Source organism: Stenotrophomonas sp. ZAC14D2_NAIMI4_6 (assembly GCF_003086875.1).
Classification (GTDB): Bacteria; Pseudomonadota; Gammaproteobacteria; order Xanthomonadales; family Xanthomonadaceae; genus Stenotrophomonas.
Genome location: NZ_CP025996.1, coordinates 169,514 through 188,490 on the forward strand (window position 1 = coordinate 169,514; position 18,977 = coordinate 188,490).

18 protein-coding genes are annotated in these 18,977 nt (G+C 68.7%); 13 read left to right on the forward strand and 5 right to left on the reverse strand.

Annotated elements, in window-relative coordinates; translation table 11 throughout:
- Positions 1-31: 31 nt before the first annotated feature.
- The 11 genes from glnA to C1933_RS00725 all read left to right on the forward strand — a co-directional run bounded on the left by glnA (position 32) and on the right by C1933_RS00725 (position 12,282).
- Positions 32-1,441 (forward strand): type I glutamate--ammonia ligase, encoded by a 1,410-nt coding sequence (gene glnA, locus C1933_RS00675; protein WP_108751779.1) that lies wholly within the window; start codon positions 32-34, stop codon positions 1,439-1,441.
- A 321-nt stretch (positions 1,442-1,762) separates the two neighbouring features.
- A complete protein-coding gene (locus tag C1933_RS00680) occupies positions 1,763-2,101 on the forward strand; it encodes a P-II family nitrogen regulator (RefSeq protein ID WP_164275288.1) in 339 nt (112 codons plus the stop codon).
- Between the two features lie 22 nt (positions 2,102-2,123).
- Positions 2,124-3,551 carry an ammonium transporter gene (gene amt, locus C1933_RS00685; protein ID WP_108751781.1) on the forward strand — a complete coding sequence of 476 codons (1,428 nt, stop codon included), beginning with the start codon at positions 2,124-2,126 and terminating at the stop codon, positions 3,549-3,551.
- 106 nt (positions 3,552-3,657) lie between these two features.
- Complete coding sequence (locus C1933_RS00690) at positions 3,658-4,404, forward strand: N-acetylmuramoyl-L-alanine amidase (RefSeq protein ID WP_108751782.1); 747 nt, start codon at positions 3,658-3,660, stop codon at positions 4,402-4,404.
- Positions 4,405-4,486: 82 nt separating this feature from the next.
- Positions 4,487-5,641, forward strand: a complete 1,155-nt coding sequence (locus tag C1933_RS00695; RefSeq protein ID WP_108751783.1) for an MltA domain-containing protein — start codon at positions 4,487-4,489, stop codon at positions 5,639-5,641.
- A gap of 89 nt (positions 5,642-5,730) precedes the next feature.
- Complete coding sequence (locus C1933_RS00700; protein ID WP_108751784.1) at positions 5,731-6,024, forward strand: hypothetical protein; 294 nt, start codon at positions 5,731-5,733, stop codon at positions 6,022-6,024.
- Positions 6,025-6,251: 227 nt separating this feature from the next.
- Positions 6,252-8,297 (forward strand): TonB-dependent receptor, encoded by a 2,046-nt coding sequence (locus C1933_RS00705; RefSeq protein WP_108751785.1) that lies wholly within the window; start codon positions 6,252-6,254, stop codon positions 8,295-8,297.
- A gap of 144 nt (positions 8,298-8,441) precedes the next feature.
- On the forward strand, positions 8,442-9,503 hold the full coding sequence (locus C1933_RS00710; protein ID WP_108751786.1) for an ATP-binding protein: 1,062 nt from the start codon (positions 8,442-8,444) through the stop codon (positions 9,501-9,503).
- Positions 9,496-10,950, forward strand: coding sequence for a nitrogen regulation protein NR(I) (ntrC, locus tag C1933_RS00715; RefSeq protein ID WP_108751787.1), 1,455 nt, complete (start codon positions 9,496-9,498; stop codon positions 10,948-10,950). Before C1933_RS00710 ends, ntrC begins: the two co-directional genes overlap by 8 nt.
- A 93-nt stretch (positions 10,951-11,043) precedes the next feature.
- Complete coding sequence (locus C1933_RS00720; RefSeq protein ID WP_108751788.1) at positions 11,044-11,613, forward strand: superoxide dismutase family protein; 570 nt, start codon at positions 11,044-11,046, stop codon at positions 11,611-11,613.
- Between the two features lie 33 nt (positions 11,614-11,646).
- Positions 11,647-12,282 (forward strand): superoxide dismutase family protein, encoded by a 636-nt coding sequence (locus C1933_RS00725; RefSeq protein WP_108748041.1) that lies wholly within the window; start codon positions 11,647-11,649, stop codon positions 12,280-12,282.
- Positions 12,283-12,363: 81 nt separating this feature from the next.
- Here C1933_RS00725 and C1933_RS00730 read toward each other — a convergent pair whose 3' ends face one another.
- Together C1933_RS00730 and C1933_RS00735 are read right to left on the reverse strand one after the other, a co-directional pair.
- Positions 12,364-12,804 (reverse strand): hypothetical protein, encoded by a 441-nt coding sequence (locus C1933_RS00730; RefSeq protein ID WP_108751789.1) that lies wholly within the window; start codon positions 12,802-12,804, stop codon positions 12,364-12,366.
- A 144-nt stretch (positions 12,805-12,948) separates the two neighbouring features.
- A complete protein-coding gene (locus tag C1933_RS00735) occupies positions 12,949-13,836 on the reverse strand; it encodes a hypothetical protein (protein ID WP_108751790.1) in 888 nt (295 codons plus the stop codon).
- A gap of 93 nt (positions 13,837-13,929) precedes the next feature.
- Here C1933_RS00735 and C1933_RS00740 point away from each other — a divergent pair, with 93 nt between their 5' ends.
- Entirely contained in the window at positions 13,930-15,225 is a 1,296-nt protein-coding gene (locus tag C1933_RS00740) for an acetyl-CoA C-acetyltransferase (RefSeq protein WP_108748044.1), read from the forward strand.
- 69 nt (positions 15,226-15,294) lie between these two features.
- Here C1933_RS00740 and C1933_RS00745 read toward each other — a convergent pair whose 3' ends face one another.
- From C1933_RS00745 to C1933_RS00755, 3 genes are all read right to left on the reverse strand, one after another.
- The gene (locus C1933_RS00745) at positions 15,295-16,596 is read right to left on the reverse strand and encodes a heme biosynthesis HemY N-terminal domain-containing protein (RefSeq protein ID WP_108751791.1); all 1,302 of its coding nucleotides are present in this window, start codon (positions 16,594-16,596) and stop codon (positions 15,295-15,297) included.
- A 6-nt stretch (positions 16,597-16,602) separates the two neighbouring features.
- The gene (locus C1933_RS00750; protein ID WP_108751792.1) at positions 16,603-17,583 is read right to left on the reverse strand and encodes a uroporphyrinogen-III C-methyltransferase; all 981 of its coding nucleotides are present in this window, start codon (positions 17,581-17,583) and stop codon (positions 16,603-16,605) included.
- Positions 17,584-17,686: 103 nt separating this feature from the next.
- Positions 17,687-18,475 (reverse strand): uroporphyrinogen-III synthase, encoded by a 789-nt coding sequence (locus C1933_RS00755; RefSeq protein WP_108751793.1) that lies wholly within the window; start codon positions 18,473-18,475, stop codon positions 17,687-17,689.
- A gap of 34 nt (positions 18,476-18,509) precedes the next feature.
- On the opposite strand from C1933_RS00755, the gene C1933_RS00760 reads away from it, so the two are divergent.
- The gene (locus C1933_RS00760; protein ID WP_108748048.1) at positions 18,510-18,977 is read left to right on the forward strand and encodes a YiiD C-terminal domain-containing protein; all 468 of its coding nucleotides are present in this window, start codon (positions 18,510-18,512) and stop codon (positions 18,975-18,977) included.

Genomic DNA, 18,977 nt, shown 5'->3' on the forward strand with positions numbered 1-18,977 from the left:
CAGGCATTCATTCCCACCCGAGGTCGTACCGATGTCCGTGGAAAACGTTGAGAAGCTGATCAAGGACAACCAGATCGAATTCGTCGATCTGCGTTTCGTGGATATGCGTGGCGTCGAACAGCACGTCACCTTCCCGGTCAGCATCGTCGAGCCGTCGCTGTTCGAAGAGGGCAAGATGTTCGACGGCAGCTCCATCGCTGGCTGGAAGGGCATCAACGAATCGGACATGGTCCTGCTGCCGGACCCGGCCAGCGCCTATGTCGATCCGTTCTATGCCGATCCGACCATCGTGATCAGCTGCGACATCCTCGACCCGGCCACCATGCAGCCGTACGGCCGCTGCCCGCGCGGCATCGCCAAGCGCGCCGAGGCCTACCTGAAGTCGTCGGGCATCGCCGAATCGGCGTTCTTCGGCCCGGAGCCGGAATTCTTCATCTTCGACGCCGTGCGTTTTGCCAATGAAATGGGCAACACCTTCTTCAAGGTGGAATCGGAAGAAGCGGCCTGGAACAGCGGCGCCAAGTACGACGGCACCAACAGCGGCTACCGCCCCGGCGTGAAGGGTGGCTACTTCCCCGTGCCGCCGACCGATTCGCTGCACGACCTGCGCGCTGAAATGTGCAAGACGCTGGAACAGGTCGGCATTGAAGTGGAAGTGCAGCACCACGAAGTGGCCACCGCCGGCCAGTGCGAGATCGGCACCAAGTTCAGCACCCTGGTGCAGAAGGCCGACGAACTGCTGCGCATGAAGTACGTCATCAAGAACGTGGCGCACCGCAACGGCAAGACCGTCACCTTCATGCCCAAGCCGATCGTCGGCGACAACGGCAGCGGCATGCACGTGCACCAGTCGCTGTCCAAGGGCGGCACCAACCTGTTCTCCGGCGACGGCTACGGCGGCCTGAGCCAGCTGGCGCTGTGGTACATCGGCGGCATCTTCAAGCACGCCAAGGCCATCAACGCCTTCGCCAACTCGGGCACCAACAGCTACAAGCGCCTGGTGCCGGGCTTCGAAGCCCCGGTCATGCTGGCCTACTCGGCCCGCAACCGTTCGGCCTCGTGCCGCATTCCGTGGGTGTCCAACCCGAAGGCGCGCCGCATTGAAATGCGCTTCCCCGATCCGATCCAGTCGGGCTACCTGACCTTCACCGCGCTGATGATGGCCGGCCTGGACGGCATCAAGAACCAGATCGACCCGGGCGCACCGAGCGACAAGGATCTGTACGACCTGCCGCCGGAAGAAGAGAAGCTGATTCCGCAGGTCTGCTCCTCGCTGGACCAGGCCCTGGAAGCGCTGGACAAGGACCGCGAGTTCCTGAAGGCCGGCGGCGTGATGAGCGATGACTTCATCGACGGTTACATCGCGCTGAAGATGCAGGAAGTGACCAAGTTCCGCGCGGCCACCCACCCGCTGGAATACCAGATGTACTACGCCAACTGATTGGGCGGCGATGGCGGCGGGTACCCCTCCCACCCGTCGCCATCGCCTCCGATCTTTGCGGCTGGGGAGCCGCCGTCAGACCGGGGTCGGACCCCTTTCGCATGCGAAAGGGCTCTGACCCCCGATCCAGGGGCAAGAGAGACCGGACACGCGACAAGGGCCGCCCTCCCTCCCGCGTCGGCCGTGCAAGGAGAGAGGCACGGCCGTCCCGGCCCCGTTCGTGTCCGGTGCAACAGCCACGGCCATCGCACTGATGGCCCGTGGTTGCCAGATGCCACCGCGCAACCGCGCCGTGGCCCCATCCACCATCGGGACATGCGCATGAAACTGATCTCCGCCATCATCCGACCGTTCAAGCTCGACGAGGTCCGCGAGGCCCTTTCCGACGCAGGCGTGTCGGGCATCACCGTGACCGAAGTGAAAGGCTTCGGCCGCCAGAAGGGCCATACCGAGCTGTACCGCGGCGCCGAGTACGTCGTCGATTTCCTGCCCAAGATCAAGATCGAAACCGTGGTCACCGACGAGCGTGCCGAAGCGGTGATCGAAGCGATCCAGAGTTCGGCAGGCACCGGCAAGATCGGCGACGGCAAGATCTTCGTCACCGCCGTCGAGCAGGTCATCCGTATCCGCACCGGCGAAATCGGCGCCGACGCGCTGTAAGCCCCCTTCCGGAGATTCCCCCATGAAGATGCGCCTTCTCGCCGGGTGGCAAGCCCGGTTCCATCTGGTGTGCCTGTTGATGCTGCTCAGCGCACTGGCCGCTGGCGTCTGGCCGGGCGCTGCCCATGCCCAGGCCCAGGTCACCCCGCTGGGCAATGAAACCGTGGCCGTTGAGCCGCTGCAGGCCCCGGCTGCGGCCGCACCGGCGGCCGCTGAAGCGGCTGCGCCGGCGTTCGACCACGGCGACGTCGCCTGGATGCTCACCTCCACCCTGCTGGTGCTGCTGATGGTGGTGCCGGGCCTGGCCCTGTTCTACGGCGGCCTGGTGCGTTCGAAGAACGTGCTGTCGGTGCTCAGCCAGATCCTGGTGGTGTTCTCGCTGGTGCTGCTGCTGTGGGTGGCCTACGGCTACAGCGCGGTGTTCAGCGCAGGCAACCCGTTCTTCGGTTCGTTCACCGAATTCGCCTTCCTGAAGGGCTTTACCCCCGATTCGGTGGGCAACACGCCCATCGCCGGGCTGCCCGATTACTTGTTCGTGGCCTTCCAGTCCACCTTCGCCGGCATCACCACCGCACTGATCGTCGGCGCCTTCGCCGAACGCATCAAGTTCCGCGCGGTGCTGCTGTTCTCGGCGCTGTGGTTCACCTTCAGCTACATCCCGATGGCGCACATCGTCTGGGGTGGCGGCTACCTGGGTGAAATGGGCGCGATCGATTTCGCTGGTGGCACCGTGGTGCACATCAACGCCGGTGTGGCCGGCCTGGTCGGCGCATGGTTCCTGGGCAAGCGCCTGGGCTATGGGCAGACCGCACTGAAGCCGCACAACGTGCCGTTCACCTATATCGGCGCGATGCTGCTGTGGGTGGGCTGGTTCGGCTTCAATGCCGGTTCCGCCGCGGCCGCTGACACCGTCGCCTCGCTGGCGTTCCTCAACACCGTGCTGGCCACTGCGGCGGCGGTGCTGGGCTGGACCCTGGTGGAAGCCATCACCAAGGGCAAGCCGTCGGCACTGGGTGCTGCGTCGGGTGCAGTCGCCGGCCTGGTCGGCATCACCCCGGCCTGCGGCACCGTCGGCCCGCTCGGCGCGATCGTGATCGGCTTCGTGGCCGGCGTGGTCTGCGTCTGGGGCGTTACCGGCCTGAAGCGCCTGCTGAAGGTGGACGACACCGCCGACGTGTTCGGTGTGCACGGCGTGGGCGGCATCGTCGGCGCCATCCTCACCGGTGTGTTCAGCGCGCAGTCGCTGGGCGGCACCAAGGCCGATCTGGATATCGGCCACCAGGTCTGGGTGCAGGTGGTCAGCGTTGGCCTCACCGTGGTCTGGTCGGCGGTGGTGACCGCGGCCATCCTGCTGCTGGTGAAGGTGGTGGTGGGCCTGCGCGTGACCGAAGAGGCCGAGCGTACCGGCCTGGATGTCACCTCGCATGGTGAATCGGCCTACGAGGCCTGATGCAACGGCGGGCGGCCTGCGAAGGTCGCCCGCCACAGCATCCACGCACGGCGTGGATCTACTCCGTGGGCATGCATCGTCGCGCCTGATCGCGCACAATCGGTGCATGCACCCGATCCGCACGCCCCTTCTGCTGTCGGCCTGCCTGCTGCTGGCCGCCTGCGCGTCCACGCCGCAGGATGTCCGCAACCCGCTGGCTACGTGGGTGCCATCACCCAACCAGAATGCGCGTGGCCCGGTGGCCATCGTCATCCACCATACCGACCAGGAATCGGTGCAGCAGAGCCTGCACACGCTGCGCACCGCCAACAGCGGCGGCCCGGTCAGCGCGCACTACCTGATCGGCGCCGATGGCCATCGCTACCAGCTGGTGGCCGATGCACGCCGCGCCTGGCATGCCGGCGCCGGCCGCTGGGGCACGCTCACCGATCTGAATTCCACGTCGATCGGCATCGAACTGGACAACAACGGGCAGACGCCGTTCACCGCGGCGCAGATCGACGCGCTCATCGTCCTCCTGCGTGATCTCACCACGCGCCTGAACATTCCGCCGCGGCAAGTGATCGGTCACGCCGATCTGGCTCCCACGCGCAAGGCCGATCCCAGCCGTTTCTTCCCGTGGCAGCAGCTGGCCGCCGCCGGTTTCGGCGTGTGGCCGCGCGCCAGCGATGGTCCCGCACCGGACGGCTTCGACGCGTGGAACGCGCTGGCCCGTTTCGGCTACCCGCTGGACGATCGCGAAGCGGCTGTCGCCGCGTTCCATCGCCGTTTCCGTGGCAGTGACGATCTGCCCAGGACGCTGGATGCAGAAGACGCGCGCATCCTGCATTCGCTGCTGCTGCAGACGCCGTAAGCCTGAACACCCGCGGGGCGTGGTCCGGCGCTACCCGTGCTCAAGGTTGCCGGGCCACCATCGGCCCCACTACATTGCGACGATGATCACTGTTACGTCGTCCCCGCGCGCGCTCCTCACCCTCCTGGCCGTTGCCCTGCTTGCTGGCTGTGCCACCACCGGCACCGGCCCGGGCGCACCGGCCGCCCCGCCGGCTGCCGCCACCTACGCCAAGGCCGACTGGAATGCGTTGCCGGCCGTTTCCGATGCCGACCTGCTGGCCGGCTTCAGCGCCTGGCGCAGCAGCTGCAGCCGCCTGAAGAACGATGCGATCTGGGCACGACCCTGCACGACCGCAGCCACGGTGTCCGACAAGGACCCGGCCGCCATCCGCGCCTTCCTGCAGCGCGATCTGCAGGTCTATGCACTGCGCGCCGGCGGCCACCGCGAACAGGGCCTGATCACCGGCTACTACGAACCCATCTACAGCGGCAGCCTGACCCGCACCGCGACCGCCACCGTGCCGGTGTATGGCACGCCCGATGACCTGGTGGTGGTGCAGCTGGACAGCCTGTACCCGGAACTGAAGGGCAAGCGCCTGCGCGGCCGCCTGGACGGCAAGGTGCTCAAGCCCTATGACGATGCCGGCACCATCGCCAGCAAGGGCGCCAAGGCCCCGGTACTGGCCTGGCTGACCGACCCGATGGACCTGCAGTTGCTGCAGATCCAGGGCTCGGGCCGGGTGCGCCTGGCCGATGGCAGCCAGGTGCGGCTGGCCTACGCCGAACAGAACGGCCACCCATACCGCGCCATCGGCCGCTGGCTGGTGGACCAGGGCGCGCTGAAGAAGGAGGACGTGACCATGGATGCGATCCGCGCCTGGGCCCGGGCCAACCCGGCGCGCGTGCCCGAACTGCTGCGCAGCAACCCCAGCTACGTGTTCTTCGTGCGCAACCCCGACAGCCCGGAAGGCCCACGCGGCTCGTTGAACGTACCGCTCACCGCCGGCTACAGCGTGGCGGTGGACCGCAGCGTGGTGCCGCTGGGCAGCCTGCTGTGGCTGTCCACCACGCGACCCGATGGCAGCCCGGTGGTGCGGCCGGTGGCCGCGCAGGACACCGGCGGTGCCATTGCCGGCGAAGTGCGTGCCGACCTGTACTGGGGCAGCGGCGACGCCGCAGGCAAGCTGGCCGGCGACATGAAGCAGCAGGGCCGCATCTGGCTGCTGTGGCCGAAGGGCGCCGCCCTGCCGAACTGACCCGGCCGGGGTCGGATCCCTTTCAGTAGGAAAGGGCTCTGACCCCGGATGCCTGATAATGGCGCCATCCGAACTGTCCGGCCCCCGCAATGAAGAACGTCAAAAGCCACACCACCAAGAAGTACTACAAGCACTGGGCCGAATCGGGCCTGGGCAAGGGCAACGTGCTGATGGAAGCCCGCGGCGAGAAGATCGTGCGCCAGGTGGAAATCTACGGCACCAAGCTGGTCTGGGCCGACGAGCACGGCCAGAGCGACGACCGCTTCGTGCTGGCCGACCAGCCCGTCTCGTTCCTGGATTTCGACGAAGACGACGAAATCAGCGCCCGTGAATTCGAAAGCGCCTGGAAGAAGGCCCGCGAAGCCACCGGCTACCCGGTGTAACCCCCCGCGCGATACCCGCTCCACCGCCCTTGTAGAGTCGAGCTTGCTCGACTGCTCCACCGCTCTTGTAGAGTCGAGCTTGCTCGACTGCTCCACCGCTCTTGTAGAGTCGAGCTTGCTCGACTGCTCTCGGCAACGGCAGGTGCGAAGTCGAGCATGGCTCGACTCTACAAAGCGCGCGGGCGAAATGTTATAGAATTACATTTTGCCCGCGCCCTTCCACCCCCATGAAGACCCCCACCCTGGTCGCAGCCCTAGCGGCCGCCCCTTTCGCTCCCGATGCCTTCGCGCAATCGGCCGACGCTGCGCTCACCCTGGGCAAAGTCGACGTACACCAGCACAGCGAAGGCCAGTTGAGCGCCCACCAGGTGCTGACCTCGGTGGACGTGCTGGGCGCAGACCAGATCGAAGACCGCAACGTCTCGCACAGCTGGGAACTGCTGGGGCAGATGCCCGGCATCCAGCTCACCGAAACCCGGCAGGGCGCCGAATCGGGCAAGGTCAGCTTCCGCGCCTTCAACGGCGAGGGCTACCTCAATGCCATCAAGACCCTGATCGACGGCATTCCCAGCAACGTCAACAGCGGCAACCAGCGCTTCATCGACATGCTGTTCCCGCTGGAAATCAGCTACATCGAAGTAGTGCGCGGCACCAACGACCCGCGCTACGGGCTGCACAACATCGGCGGCAACGTGAACTTCGGTACCCGCCAGGGCGGCAACTACACCGACGCGCGGCTGGCCTACGGCAGTTACAACACCCGCGATGCGCAGCTGGCGATCGGCCGTGAAAGCAACGGCTTTGCGCAGAACTACTTCGTCGGCCAGCAGGCCAGCGATGGCTACCGCGACCACGACACCTCGAAGAAGTACGCGCTGGGCGGCAAGTGGTTCTACGGTTCGCTGGAAGACGGCCTGCGCGTGGGCGTGACCGCGCGCGCCTACCACCACGAAGCCGACGAACCGGGCTTCATGACCGCCGAGGAACTGCGCACGCACCGTCGTGGCAGCGACCTGCGCAATGCCAACGATGGCGATGACCGTGACATGCGGCAGATCGCCGCGCATCTGGATCTGGCGCTCAGCGACGCCCTCAGCTTCGGCACCCGCCTGTACTACAACCGCTACGAAGACGACCGCCGCGTCACCTTCAGCGACCTGCCCAGCGGCAACCTGCCGCGCCAGCGCCGCGTGTGGGATGAGCGCCAGGCCGGCCTGATCAGCACGCTTACCTGGCAGGCCGCGCCCGTGCTCACTGTCGAAGCTGGCCTGAACTACGAACAGCAGGACAACGGCTACACCCGCGAGCGCTACAGCTACGCCGAGCCCACCGACTTCAGCGTGGCGCCGGCGCGGGTGCAGAACAACGATCGCCACAGCTTCGACAACTGGGGCGCCTACGTGCAGGCCATCTACCAGCCAAACACCGCCTGGAAGATCGTGCCGGCCTACCGCGTGGACCGCTTCAGCGGCCGCACCCGCTTGATGGATGGCAGCACCGGCCGCCTGCAGGATTACGGCAGCATCGGCCAGCCCAAGCTGAGCGTGATCCACAGCCTGGGTGCCAACACGCACGTCTACGCCAACTGGGGCCGCACCTTCCAGGTGCTCACCGGGTCCACCGCGCCGGCCTATCTCAGCCCCGGCCAGGCGCCGATGCAGCCGTCCACCAACACCGGCATGGAGCTGGGCCTGAAGTTCCAGCCGTTCCAGGGCGCGCAGGCGCGTCTGGCGGTGTGGCAGCAGGATGCGGAAAACGAGGTGTCCAACATGCCGGCCACCGGTACCACGGTCACCCTGGGCAAGACCCGCCGCCGTGGCGTGGATGCGCAGCTGAGCCTGCAGCTGGGCGATGACTGGACGGTGTGGGCCTCGCATGCCTACCAGGAAGCGAAGATCACCCGCGACGACCGCGATGCCAGCGTTTCCCTGCAGGGCCGCGAAGTGGCCGCCACGCCGCGCCACATCAGCAACCTGGGCGTGGATTACCAGGCCAGCGACGCATTGCGGCTGGGCCTGCAGGCACGCGCACAGGGCGACTACTACCTGGAAGAGCGCAACGTGGCCGGCAAGTTCGGTGGCTTTGCCGTGCTCGACCTCAGCGCCGCCTACCAGTTCAACCCGCGCTGGAGCGTGGACCTGCAGCTGAAGAACGTCACCGGCCGCGAGTACGCCTACGCCTGGTACGACAGTTTCTTCTGGGACAGCGCCCGCCCGATGTTCTCGCCCGCGCCCGGCCGCAGCGTCTTCGTCGGCCTGAACATGAAGCTGTAACCCGGCCACGCACCCGGTCGTGGTCGAGCTTGCTCGACCTGCGGCAGGGGTCACCGCGCATGGGGTCACCGCGCATGGGGTCAGATCCCTTTTCGCAGAAAAGGGCTCTGACCCCCACACCTCGTTTTGCACTACATTGGTGCAATGTCCGACCCCGCACCCCCGCCCTCCCTTGATGCCCTCGGCACGCCGCTGGCCTGGGCCGGGGCCGATGGCCGCATCATCGGCTGCAACCCCGCCTTCGCCCGCTGGCTGGGCGTCAGCGTCCGCCGCCTGCTGGGCCAACCGCTGGCCGCGCTGGAAGTGCAGGGCGAGGCACTGGCCCATTTCCTGGCCCGCGACGAGCGCGACAGCCTGCGCCTGAACCGGCTGGCGCTGGCCGTACCGGGCGAAGGCGCGCGCTTCGCCGAAGGCTGGATGAGCCGCCGCGATGACGGCGGCTGGCTGCTGGAAGCGCACCCGGTGGATGAATTTCCCGGCCTGGACCCGACCCAGGCCCTGCCCAGCGCGCTCAGCGCCGCCTTGAAGGGCCTGGCCCACGAACTGCGCAATCCGCTGGCCGGGCTGAAGGGCGCCGCCCAGCTGCTGGCCCGCCGGGCGGCCCAGCGCGATGCCAGCGAACGCGAACTGATCGAACTGATCGGCTCGGAAATCGAACGCCTCAATGGCCTGCTCGACCAGCTGCTGTCGCCGGCACCGGCCGCGCCGCACGCCTCGCTGAACATCCACGCTTCGCTGGAGCGCGTGCTGCGCCTGGCCGAAAGCGAAGCCGGCTGGGCGGTGCGCCTGCAGCGCGACTACGACCCCAGCATTCCCGAATTCGCCGGCGACGCCGACCGCCTCACCCAGGCCGTGTGGAACCTGGTGCGCAACGCCATCCAGGCCGGCGCCGGGGTCATCACCCTGCGCACGCGCGTCGAGCATGGCGTGCGCATTGCCGAACAACTGCACACGCTGGCGCTGCGCCTGGAAATTGCCGACGACGGCCGTGGCGTGCCCGAAGAACTGGCCGAGCACCTGTTCCTGCCGCTGGTCAGCGGCCGCGCCGAGGGCACCGGGCTTGGCCTGGCGCTGGCCCAGCAGGTCACCCGCGAGCATCGCGGCACGCTCACCTACCGCTCGCGCCCCGGCCATACCGTGTTCACCCTGCTGCTGCCGATCGGCAACGGCACCGCCCCGGCCGAGGAGGCCCCGCGCGATGTCTGACGTCTCTCTTTCCGCGCAGCGCGTCTGGGTGGTCGACGATGACCGCGCCGTGCGCTTCGTGCTGTGCACCGCACTGCGTGAAGCCGGCTACCAGGTCGACGATTTCGACAGCGCGGCAGCGGCACTGAAAGCGCTGGCCGAAAACCCGCCGCCGGCACTGCTGTTCACCGATGTACGCATGCCCGGCGACGATGGCCTGGTGCTGCTGGACAAGCTGAAGACTGCACTGCCGCAGCTGCCGGTGGTGGTGATGTCGGCCTACACCGATGTGGCCAGCACGGCCGGTGCGTTCCGCGGCGGCGCCCACGAATTCCTGTCCAAGCCCTTCGATCTGGACGATGCGGTGGCGCTGGCCCAGCGCGTGCTGCCGGCGGTGGCCCCGGCCCTGGCCGCGCCAACCCCGGTGAACGAAGCGCCCAGCGACCAGCCGCCGCAGCTGGTGGGAGACACCCCGCCCATGCGCGCGCTGTTCCGTGCCATCGGCCGCCTGGCGCAGGCGCCGCTGGCGGTGCTGATCACCGGCGAAACCGGCACCGGCAAGGAACTGGTGGCCAACGCGCTGCACCGTGAATCGCCGCGTGCGCAGGGCCCGTTCGTGGCGCTCAACACCGCCGCCATTCCCGCCGAGCTGCTGGAAAGCGAATTGTTCGGCCACGAAGCCGGCGCCTTCACCGGCGCGCAGCGCCGCCATATCGGCCGCTTCGAACAGGCCAACGGCGGCACCCTGTTCCTGGATGAAATCGGCGACATGCCGCTGCCACTGCAGACCCGCCTGCTGCGTGTGCTGGCCCAGGGCGAGTTCTTCCGGGTCGGCGGCCGCGAGCTGATCCATGTGGACGTGCGCGTGGTCGCCGCCACCCACCAGGATCTGGAAGGGCTGGTGGCGCAGGGCAAGTTCCGCGCCGATCTGCTGCACCGGCTGGACGTGGTGCGCCTGCAGCTGCCACCGCTGCGCGAGCGCCGCGAAGACATCGCGCAGCTGGCCAGCACCTTTCTGGCCGCCGCCGCCCACAAGCTGGACACGCCGCCGAAGCGGCTGACCGCTGCCGCCCTGCAGGCGCTGCGCGAACACGACTGGCCCGGCAACGTGCGTGAACTGGAAAATGTCTGCTGGCGCATGGCCGCGCTGGCCGCCGCCGAGACCATCGGCGTGGCCGACGTGGACACCGCGCTGAACCGCACCCGCCAGCGACGCGGCAGTGGCCACGCAGCGGGTGCCGATCCGGGGCAGTGGGAAACCCTGCTGTCCGAATGGGCGCGCCGGCAGTTGCAGGAAGGGGCCGAAGGCCTGCATGCGCAGGTGCGCGATCGGGTGGACCACGCCCTGCTGGAGGCCGCCCTGCAGATCACCCACGGCCGCCGTGCCGAGGCCGCGGCACGCCTGGGGCTGGGCCGCAACACACTCACCCGCAAGCTGGGCGCCGGCCGCCGCCGCGGCGGCCATTGAACGGAATCTGCACACCCTGCTCGCGCCCGCTTGCCGAACCGTTGATCCGTCATGGACGATGCCGTCCGTAGTGTTACCTGCAAGGAGTCTTCGATGCGTCTCTCACATGCCCTTCTGCCGCTGTCCGCCGCCGTGCTGCTGTCTGCCTGCGGCAGCGCGCCGAAGAAGCCGCAGCCCACGCCGCCGCCGCCGAACGTGATCAGCACCGCGCAGCAGGCCGAAGCGAACCTGGCGCCGGCCTCGGCCAGCATCGTCAGCGGTCGCCTGGTGTTGAAGCCGGAAAGTGGCGGCGTGCACCTGACCGGGTTGATCGGTGGGCTGCAGCCGATGCAGCAGGCCGGCTTCCACATCCACGAACGCGGCGACTGCAGTGCGGTCGACGCCAGCAGTGCCGGCAATCATTTCAACCCCGGTGGCAGCGCGCACGGTCGCGCCGGCAGTGGCAAGCATCACTTGGGTGACATCGACAACCTGCAGGCCGATGCGCAGGGCCGCGCCAACATCGATGTACACCTGAAGGGCGTTACCCTAGGCGGAGGCGCCGCCACCGATATCGCCGGTCGTGCACTGGTCGTGCATGCCAACGCCGATGACTATCGCAGCCAGCCCGCCGGCAATGCCGGCGTCCGCATCGCCTGCGGCGTGATCCGGGTTACCCGCTGATCGCCCGCCGGCACCCTCACCAAGGAGATTCACATGCGTCTGATCCACACTTCGCTGTTCGCGGCCATCGCCGCCCTGGGCCTGGCGGCCTGCAGCCAGCCGGCCACGCCGGAAGCCGAAGCACCGGCCACCACCCCGGCCGAAGGTTCGGCAGCACCGGCCGATCCGGCCAGTGCCCCGGCTGCCGACGCGGCTGCTGCCGCCACCACCGACGCCACGGCCAGCGCCGAACTGGCACCGACCCAGGGCAATGAAACCAAGGGCAGCGTCACCTTCAAAGTGGTCGATGGCAAGGTGCACGTCAGCGGCCAGATCAGTGGCCTGAAGCCGGGCAGCGAGCACGGCTTCCACATCCATGAAAAGGGTGACTGCAGCGCGCCGGACGGCATGAGCGCCGGCGGCCACTTCAACCCGGGCAAGCAGGACCACGGCAGCGTGGCGGCCGATCCGCACCACGGCGGCGACATGCCCAACATCAAGGCCGACGACAAGGGCGTGGCCACCATCGATGGCCCGGTGTCCAGCAACGTCAACATCGGCAAGGGTGATGACTTCGACATCATCGGCCGAGGCCTGATCGTCCACGCCGACGCCGACGACTACAAGACCCAGCCGACCGGCAACGCCGGCGCGCGCCTGGCCTGCGCGGTCATCCAGAAGGCCCCGTAAGAAAGCAGAAACGCCGGCGAAAGCCGGCGTTTTTCATTGCGCTGGCGCCGGGCCATGCCAGGCGGATTGCATCCGATCGCCTTACAACGGTGCCGCGGCCAACTTCCTGGCCTGCACCGCCACTGCATCGCAGGCGGCCGTGCTGCCCTCGCAGAGGGTGGCTATCTTGCGGGTGCGACGAAACGGATGTTCGCGATCCCAGCCGATCGCCGTGCGCATGCGCACCACCGAGGGCGCCAACGGATGTGGCGCGGTGAACAACACCCAGGTCGTGGCGGTGTAGTCGGGGTCGTTCTCCACGGTTTCCTTGCTCGTCTGCAGCACGACCATGCCGGCCGGCGTCTGCGCCTGCAGTCGCTCGATGTCCTTGCGCTGCGGCAGCTTCTCAGCGAACGCTGCCACGCTGGTGTACTCCAGCGGCAGATTGTCATCACCCGTGCGCACCGGGGCGCTGGCCTGGGCCAACCCGCTCAGGGCCAGCCCGAGCAGGCAGGCGGCACGTCGGCACGCAGAAACGGTCATCGCAGGAACTCCTGTATGGGGCGCCGGGTCATGCCCGGCGGAACGCCGCTTTCGTAGAGTCGAGCTTGCTCGACTGGCCCTTCGCGCAGACGCGCCCGGGCACGGTAGCGCCGGGCCATGCCCGGCGGAAGGTATCCCGGAAGATCAGCGCGCCAGCAGCGCGCGCGCGTCCTGGCCGGCTTCGCAGTGCACGAACAGCACCGGCACGCCGTGTGCCTCCAGCACCGCGGCCATCTGCCGCTGGCGCATCAGGAACTGTTCGTAGATGCCCTGCAGGCGATCACAATCGCCCTTGCCATGGTTGTAGTAGGCGCACCAGCCGGCCGGGTCGAACAGCGCCATGCGCGCCTCGCCCTGCACATAGCGCAGCAGCGGTTCCGGCGCCGCGTCCAGCCACTCTTCCTCGGCCGGGGCCAGGATCGCCGTCTCGATCAGCGGCCACAGCGCGGCCAGGCCCTGGTTGTCGTACTGCATCGACATCATCGCGGCCAGGTCATTCACCGTGAAATAGCGCGCGTGCTCGACCCGGGCGCCGAAGCCCTTCTGCGCCATCAGCGCGGTATCGGCATGGGCCATGCCGTTGGCCAGCAGCGTTTCTTCCAGCGCATCGGCCACCGCGGCAATGGTGGCCGCATCGGTGCCGGTCAGCAGGAACGGCACCACGCGCAGGCCACCGCCCACCAGGGTGGTATCGGCCTGGAACGGCAGCGGCACGTCGCCCTGCGCATCGGCACCGAAGGCCAGCAGACGCGGGCCCTGGTTGCTGCCGGGCGCGCGCATCTGCAGTTCTTCCAGGCGGCGGTGGATCGGCCAGCCCGGGCGCAGTACTTCGGCCGGGTCGAAATGGGCGGCGGCGAAGACCAGGTCCAGCTCGGCCACCTGCGGCACCAGCTTGGAAAGATCGCGGCCGACACGTTCGGCCAGTTCGCCGGCCTGTTCGGCGCTGAGGACCGCCTGGCCAGGAATTTCTCCGCCGGCCAGTTCCAGGGCCAGCACGCCAAGGGCGTTCATCGCGGGGTCGGGTTTGCTCATGGTTCCACGGTTGGCCCATCACAGGGCGGCAGCTACACTTGGCCCCATTATGCCTGCTCTGTCGTGCAGGCCATGTTGCAGACACCCTCATCCATGCCAGGTATCTCCATGCCCAACGCTCGTCCCGTCGCCATCCTCGGTGGCGTCCGCATTCCGTTCTGCCGCCAGAACACCGCGTATTCGGATGTCGGCAACCTTGGCATGTCGGTACGTACGCTGGGCGCGCTGGTCGAACGGTTCGGCCTGCATGGCCAGCAACTGGGCGAAGTGGCCATGGGTGCGGTCATCAAGCATTCCAGCGACTGGAACCTGGGCCGCGAGGCCACCCTGTCCTCGGGCCTGTCGCCTTTGACCCCGGGCATCACCCTGCAGCGCGCCTGCGGCACCTCGCTGGACAGCATCATCACCGTGGCCAACAAGATCGCCCTGGGGCAGATCGAATCGGGCATCGGTGGCGGTTCCGATACCACCTCCGACGTGCCGATCGTCTACGGCAAGAAGCTGCGCGCGCGCCTGCTGGCCGCCAACCGGGCCAAGACCACCGGCGACAAGATCCGTGCCCTCACCTCGGGGTTCAAGTTCTCTGAACTGAAGCCCGAGTTCCCCGGCGTGGCCGAGCCGCGCACCGGCAAGAGCATGGGCGACCACTGCGAGGACATGGCCAAGGAATGGAACATCTCGCGCGATTCGCAGGACGAGTGGGCTGTCTCGTCGCACAAGAAGCTGGCCGCTGCCTATGAGCGCGGCTTCTTCAATGACCTGATCGCACCGTTCCGCGGCGTGGAGCGCGACAACATCCTGCGCGCCGATACCTCGCTTGAAAAGCTGGCGACCTTGAAGCCCGCGTTCGACAAGGTCTCCGGCCGTGGCACGCTCACCGCGGCCAATTCCACCCCGCTCACCGACGGCGCCGCGGCCGTGCTGCTGGCCAGCGAAGAATGGGCCCGCGCGCACGGCCACGAGCCGCAGGCCTACCTGCGTGATGCGCACGTGTCGGCGGTGGATTTCGTGCACGGCGAAGGCCTGCTGATGGCGCCGACCGTGGCCGTGCCGGAAATGCTGAAGCGCAATGGCCTGACCCTGCAGGATTTCGACATCTACGAAATCCATGAAGCCTTCGCCGCCCAGGTGCTGTGCACCCTGCGCGCGTGGGAGAGCGAGGATTACTGCCGCAACCGCCTGGGCCTGGATGCACCGATGGGCCGCATCGACCCGGACAAGATCAACCTGCTGGGTTCGTCGCTGGCCACCGGCCACCCGTTCGCCGCAACCGGCGCCCGCGTGATCGCCACCGCCGCCAAGCAGCTGGCCGAACGTGGCGGCGGCCGTGCCCTGGTGTCGATCTGCACCGCCGGCGGCATGGGCGTGGTGGCGATCGTCGAACGCTGAGCGCATCAAACGTTGGAATTGAAAACGCCGCCCATCGGGCGGCGTTTTCGTTGCGCGATGCGTCGATGGTCACGGCAATCGCGGGTTGCCGAACGCGTCGCGTTCTTCGTTCGCGTCATACACCGGCGGCTGCACCGCCGTAGGCTGCTCTTCCACCGTGGCCCGCAGCGGTGCCTCGGCGGTGCCGTCACGCGCCAGCGCCACGCTGTCCTCGCCGCGCTGCAGGCGCAGGGCGTTGCCCAGGCACTGCGCGGCCAGTGCAGGTTCGCCACGCTGGGCGAAGGCTTCACCCAGTGCTTCCCACGCCGGCGCCCCGGCACCGGCGGCAACGGCCTCGTGCAGGAAGGTTTCCGCCGCCGCCCAATCCTGCTGCGCCAGCGCCACCCGGCCCTGGGCCAGGCGCAACGCCGCCGAATCCGCATGCACGTTGCGCCAGCGCTGCAGGTTGGCCTGGCGGGTGGCCAGTCGGTCTACCGGCAGGCGGCCGTACAGCGCCACCAGTTCGTCGTCCCAGCGCTGGTCCAGTGCCTGTTCCAGCGCCAGCAGGGCGGGTTCGTCCCATTCCAACGCCACCGCGCGGGTGGCATAGGCACCCACCACATCGGGCGTCGGCCGCAGCGCCTTGGGCGTGGTTTCCCACTGCGCGGCCAGCGCGTTCACATCGGCCGCTTCCAGCAGCGCCTGCGCGGCAAGCCGGGCTTCCAGTTCGCTGGCGGCCTCGCTGGGCAGCACCTTGCTCTGGCGCAGCGCGCCCAGCTGGCCGTAAGCCTCGTGGGCGCGGCCAGCGCGGGCCAGCGCTTCGGTGCGCAGCCACAGGCCACGCGGCGGCAGCGGCTGGATCGCCGCCACGTCCAGCGCATTGATCGCATCCACCGGCAGATCGCGGGCCAGCAGCTGTTCGGCGCGCAGCAACGCATGCAGCGTGGCATCGCGCTCGCCCAGCCGCTGCAGCAGCGCTTCACCGCCGGCGCCGTCGGCCCGCGCCTGCGCGCTGCGCACCGCGTTGGCCAGCGCGATCGCCGTCACTTCCGAATCCTGCGCGGCACCGTCCAGGAGCTTCTCCGCGCGCTGCCACTGGCCGTGTTCATAGGCCTGCAGGCCATCGATCAGGCGCACCCGGCCCTGCTTGCGGCGGTAGCGGCCCCAGGCACGGAACGGTGCGGCAATCAGGCTCCACAGCAGCCACAGCACCAGCACGGCGATCACCGCCAGCAGCGCCACCTTGGGCAGGTTGCTGTGGTAGTCGTAGCCACCGTGGCGCAGGATCACCTCGCCATAGCGGTTCAGGTCTTCGGCGCCCAGCCATTGCGCGGCAACGATGCCGATGGCCACGGCCAGCAACAGCACGACCAGGGATTGCACGGGCTTCATACGGTCTTACCTCCGGTCGGTCTGGGTGCGCAGCTGCCGCAGCGTGCTGCCAAGTACGTTGCCATCGGCCTGTAGCGGCAGTTGGCGCAGGGCCTGCAGTTCAGCACGTTGCGCGCGCAGGGCTGGTGAATCCGGCCAGCGGCGCTGGGCCCACTGGTCCACACGGGCCAGCGCGGCATCGCGGCCGCGGCCATCACCGCGTTCAATGGCGGCACGGGCCAGGGTCAGTTCCAGTTCCAGTGCCTGTTCGGCGCTGGCACGTTCGCCGGCGGTCAGTGGCCCCTGCAGGCGGCTGGGGGTGATATCGACGAAGGCTGCGATGGCCGCCTGCCACCAGGGCCGCGCGACCGGCGCCACGGGCGCTGTGGGCTGCACCTGCGAAGGCAGGCGCTGCAACGCCTGCGAGACCGCATCCAAGCGCTGCAGGGCCAGCACGCGCGGGCCATTGCCCAGTGCATCCAGCGCTTCGCGTTCCTGCACCAGCGCCTGGCGCAGGTTCAGGCCATCGCTGTCGGGCAGTTCGGCCAGCGCGGTGGCGGCCAGGCCGTACAGGCGGCGCGCGCCATCCACATCGTCGGCGAAGGCCAGGCGCTGGGCGGCCTGGGTCAGCAGCAGCTCGGCCTCGTCGCGCTGCACCGCCTGGCGGCCCAGGTTGGCGCTCTCGGTCAGCTTGGCCAGGTTTTCTTCCAGCAGCGCGCTGCGCTGGGACAGGCCCAGCATCTCGTCGCGCAGCACGCGGTTGGTGGCCGCCGCATCCTGCAGGCGCTGGCTGCTGGCGCGCTGGTCGCGGCGCAGGGCGTCCACCGCTGCTTCCAGGCCCCGCAGCTGCACGGCGGCGGTCTGCGCCTGTGCCTGCTGTTCGCGCTGCTGGTGCTGCCAGAAGTACCAGGCGCCGTAGCCGGCGGCCGCCAGGCCCACCACCACGGCGCTGGCCAGCAGCCAGCGGGCAGGGGAACGGGGGGCGGCAGGGGGCGTAGTGTCGTTCATCAGGCTTCCTTGTCGGCGGCGCGCCCGGGTGGGCCCGGCCGGCGGCGTTGCACACAGCATCACCGTTGGCGATCAGCGCAGCAAGCGTGTGCCCAGCGCCTGTTCAGTTCGCTGCCGGGGCGGTGAGTGCGGCGTGTGCGGCCGCGGTCATCTGCGCGACAGTGGGGCCTTCGCTGCGCACCACGCGCTGCAGGCTCAGCGCCTGCGCCTGCGCGGCCAGTCGTTCGCTGGCGGCCAGCACGGTGGCCTGCTGGCGCAGGCGCTGCTGCCAGGCCGGTGACAACTGCTGCCAGAACCGCTGCAACGCCTCGCCACTGCTGACGGCCAGCAGCCAGGGTGTCGCCGATTGGGCCAGGCGCGACAAGGTACGGCGCGGAAGGCGCAGCGGCACGCGTTCGTAGACGTCCGAACGCAGGATCTGCGCGCCGGCCTGCTGCAACTGGGCCGCAATCAGGCCGCGGCCGCCGGGGGCGGTTACCAGGCCGATCTGCAGCCCCTGCACGTTGTCCAGGGCGGGCAGGCCCAGCAGCCCTTCGCTGTCCATGCGCTGAGGTGCCTGCACGTCGGCCACGCCCAGCGCCTGCAATGCACGTGCGGTGCCTTCGCCCACGGTCAGCCACGGGCCGCGCTGCGCGGCGGGCAGGTCCACCCACGCCGCTGCAGCCGCCACCGCCGCCGGGCTGGTGAAGACCACCCGCGGGCAGGCCAGCGCCTGGTTCAGCCGTTGTTCCACCGCCGCGCCCTGCAAGCGCCGCAGCCGCCACGGCGAAAACGCCAGCGTGGTCCCGCCGTAGCGGGCTGCGGCGCGGCGCAGCCCGGCATGCTGCCCCTGCGGGCGCAGCGATATCAGGGTCCAGCCAGTGGGTATCGTATGGTTGGGCATTGACGTCATTATGCGGGCCCTTCGTTGTCGTGGTTGCTGCTCGATGTCCGTTGATGCCCTGACTTCCTCGCTGGCCTCCCTGCAGGACGTGCTCGACTGCATGCCGGCCGTGCGCGCCATGCAGATCCGTCTGGATGGCTACGCCGACGGCGTGCTGCGCATCACCGCGCCGCTGGCCGCCAACGTCAACGACAAGGGCAATGCCTTCGGCGGCAGCCTGGCCTCGGTGCTCACCCTGTCCGGCTGGGCCCTGGTCAGCCTGCGCCTGCGCCTGGCCGGGCACGACGCCGAGGTCTACGTGGCCGACAGCAACCTGCGCTACCTGGCGCCGGTCTACGAGGACCTGCACGCCCATGCGGCCGCCGCCGAAAGCAGCGCCTGGGACACCTTCCTGTCCACCTTCCGCCAGCGCGGCAAGGCACGCATCAGCATCGTCGCCACCCAGCCCGGCGCCGATGGCCGGCCGGCGGCTGAATTCAGTGGTCGCTTCGTTGCCTTCGCCAAAGGGTAG

What these genes read in the sequence shown, in the direction of transcription:
- glnA (WP_108751779.1), top strand. Translation starts at nt 32, where the DNA reads ATGTCCGTGGAAAACGTTGAGAAGCTGATCAAGGACAACCAGATCGAA.
- C1933_RS00680 (WP_164275288.1), top strand. Translation starts at nt 1,763, where the DNA reads ATGAAACTGATCTCCGCCATCATCCGACCGTTCAAGCTCGACGAGGTC.
- amt (WP_108751781.1), top strand. Translation starts at nt 2,124, where the DNA reads ATGAAGATGCGCCTTCTCGCCGGGTGGCAAGCCCGGTTCCATCTGGTG.
- C1933_RS00690 (WP_108751782.1), top strand. Translation starts at nt 3,658, where the DNA reads ATGCACCCGATCCGCACGCCCCTTCTGCTGTCGGCCTGCCTGCTGCTG.
- C1933_RS00695 (WP_108751783.1), top strand. Translation starts at nt 4,487, where the DNA reads ATGATCACTGTTACGTCGTCCCCGCGCGCGCTCCTCACCCTCCTGGCC.
- C1933_RS00700 (WP_108751784.1), top strand. Translation starts at nt 5,731, where the DNA reads ATGAAGAACGTCAAAAGCCACACCACCAAGAAGTACTACAAGCACTGG.
- C1933_RS00705 (WP_108751785.1), top strand. Translation starts at nt 6,252, where the DNA reads ATGAAGACCCCCACCCTGGTCGCAGCCCTAGCGGCCGCCCCTTTCGCT.
- C1933_RS00710 (WP_108751786.1), top strand. Translation starts at nt 8,442, where the DNA reads ATGTCCGACCCCGCACCCCCGCCCTCCCTTGATGCCCTCGGCACGCCG.
- ntrC (WP_108751787.1), top strand. Translation starts at nt 9,496, where the DNA reads ATGTCTGACGTCTCTCTTTCCGCGCAGCGCGTCTGGGTGGTCGACGAT.
- C1933_RS00720 (WP_108751788.1), top strand. Translation starts at nt 11,044, where the DNA reads ATGCGTCTCTCACATGCCCTTCTGCCGCTGTCCGCCGCCGTGCTGCTG.
- C1933_RS00725 (WP_108748041.1), top strand. Translation starts at nt 11,647, where the DNA reads ATGCGTCTGATCCACACTTCGCTGTTCGCGGCCATCGCCGCCCTGGGC.
- C1933_RS00730 (WP_108751789.1), bottom strand. Translation starts at nt 12,804, where the DNA reads ATGACCGTTTCTGCGTGCCGACGTGCCGCCTGCCTGCTCGGGCTGGCC.
- C1933_RS00735 (WP_108751790.1), bottom strand. Translation starts at nt 13,836, where the DNA reads ATGAGCAAACCCGACCCCGCGATGAACGCCCTTGGCGTGCTGGCCCTG.
- C1933_RS00740 (WP_108748044.1), top strand. Translation starts at nt 13,930, where the DNA reads ATGCCAGGTATCTCCATGCCCAACGCTCGTCCCGTCGCCATCCTCGGT.
- C1933_RS00745 (WP_108751791.1), bottom strand. Translation starts at nt 16,596, where the DNA reads ATGAAGCCCGTGCAATCCCTGGTCGTGCTGTTGCTGGCCGTGGCCATC.
- C1933_RS00750 (WP_108751792.1), bottom strand. Translation starts at nt 17,583, where the DNA reads ATGAACGACACTACGCCCCCTGCCGCCCCCCGTTCCCCTGCCCGCTGG.
- C1933_RS00755 (WP_108751793.1), bottom strand. Translation starts at nt 18,475, where the DNA reads ATGACGTCAATGCCCAACCATACGATACCCACTGGCTGGACCCTGATA.
- C1933_RS00760 (WP_108748048.1), top strand. Translation starts at nt 18,510, where the DNA reads ATGTCCGTTGATGCCCTGACTTCCTCGCTGGCCTCCCTGCAGGACGTG.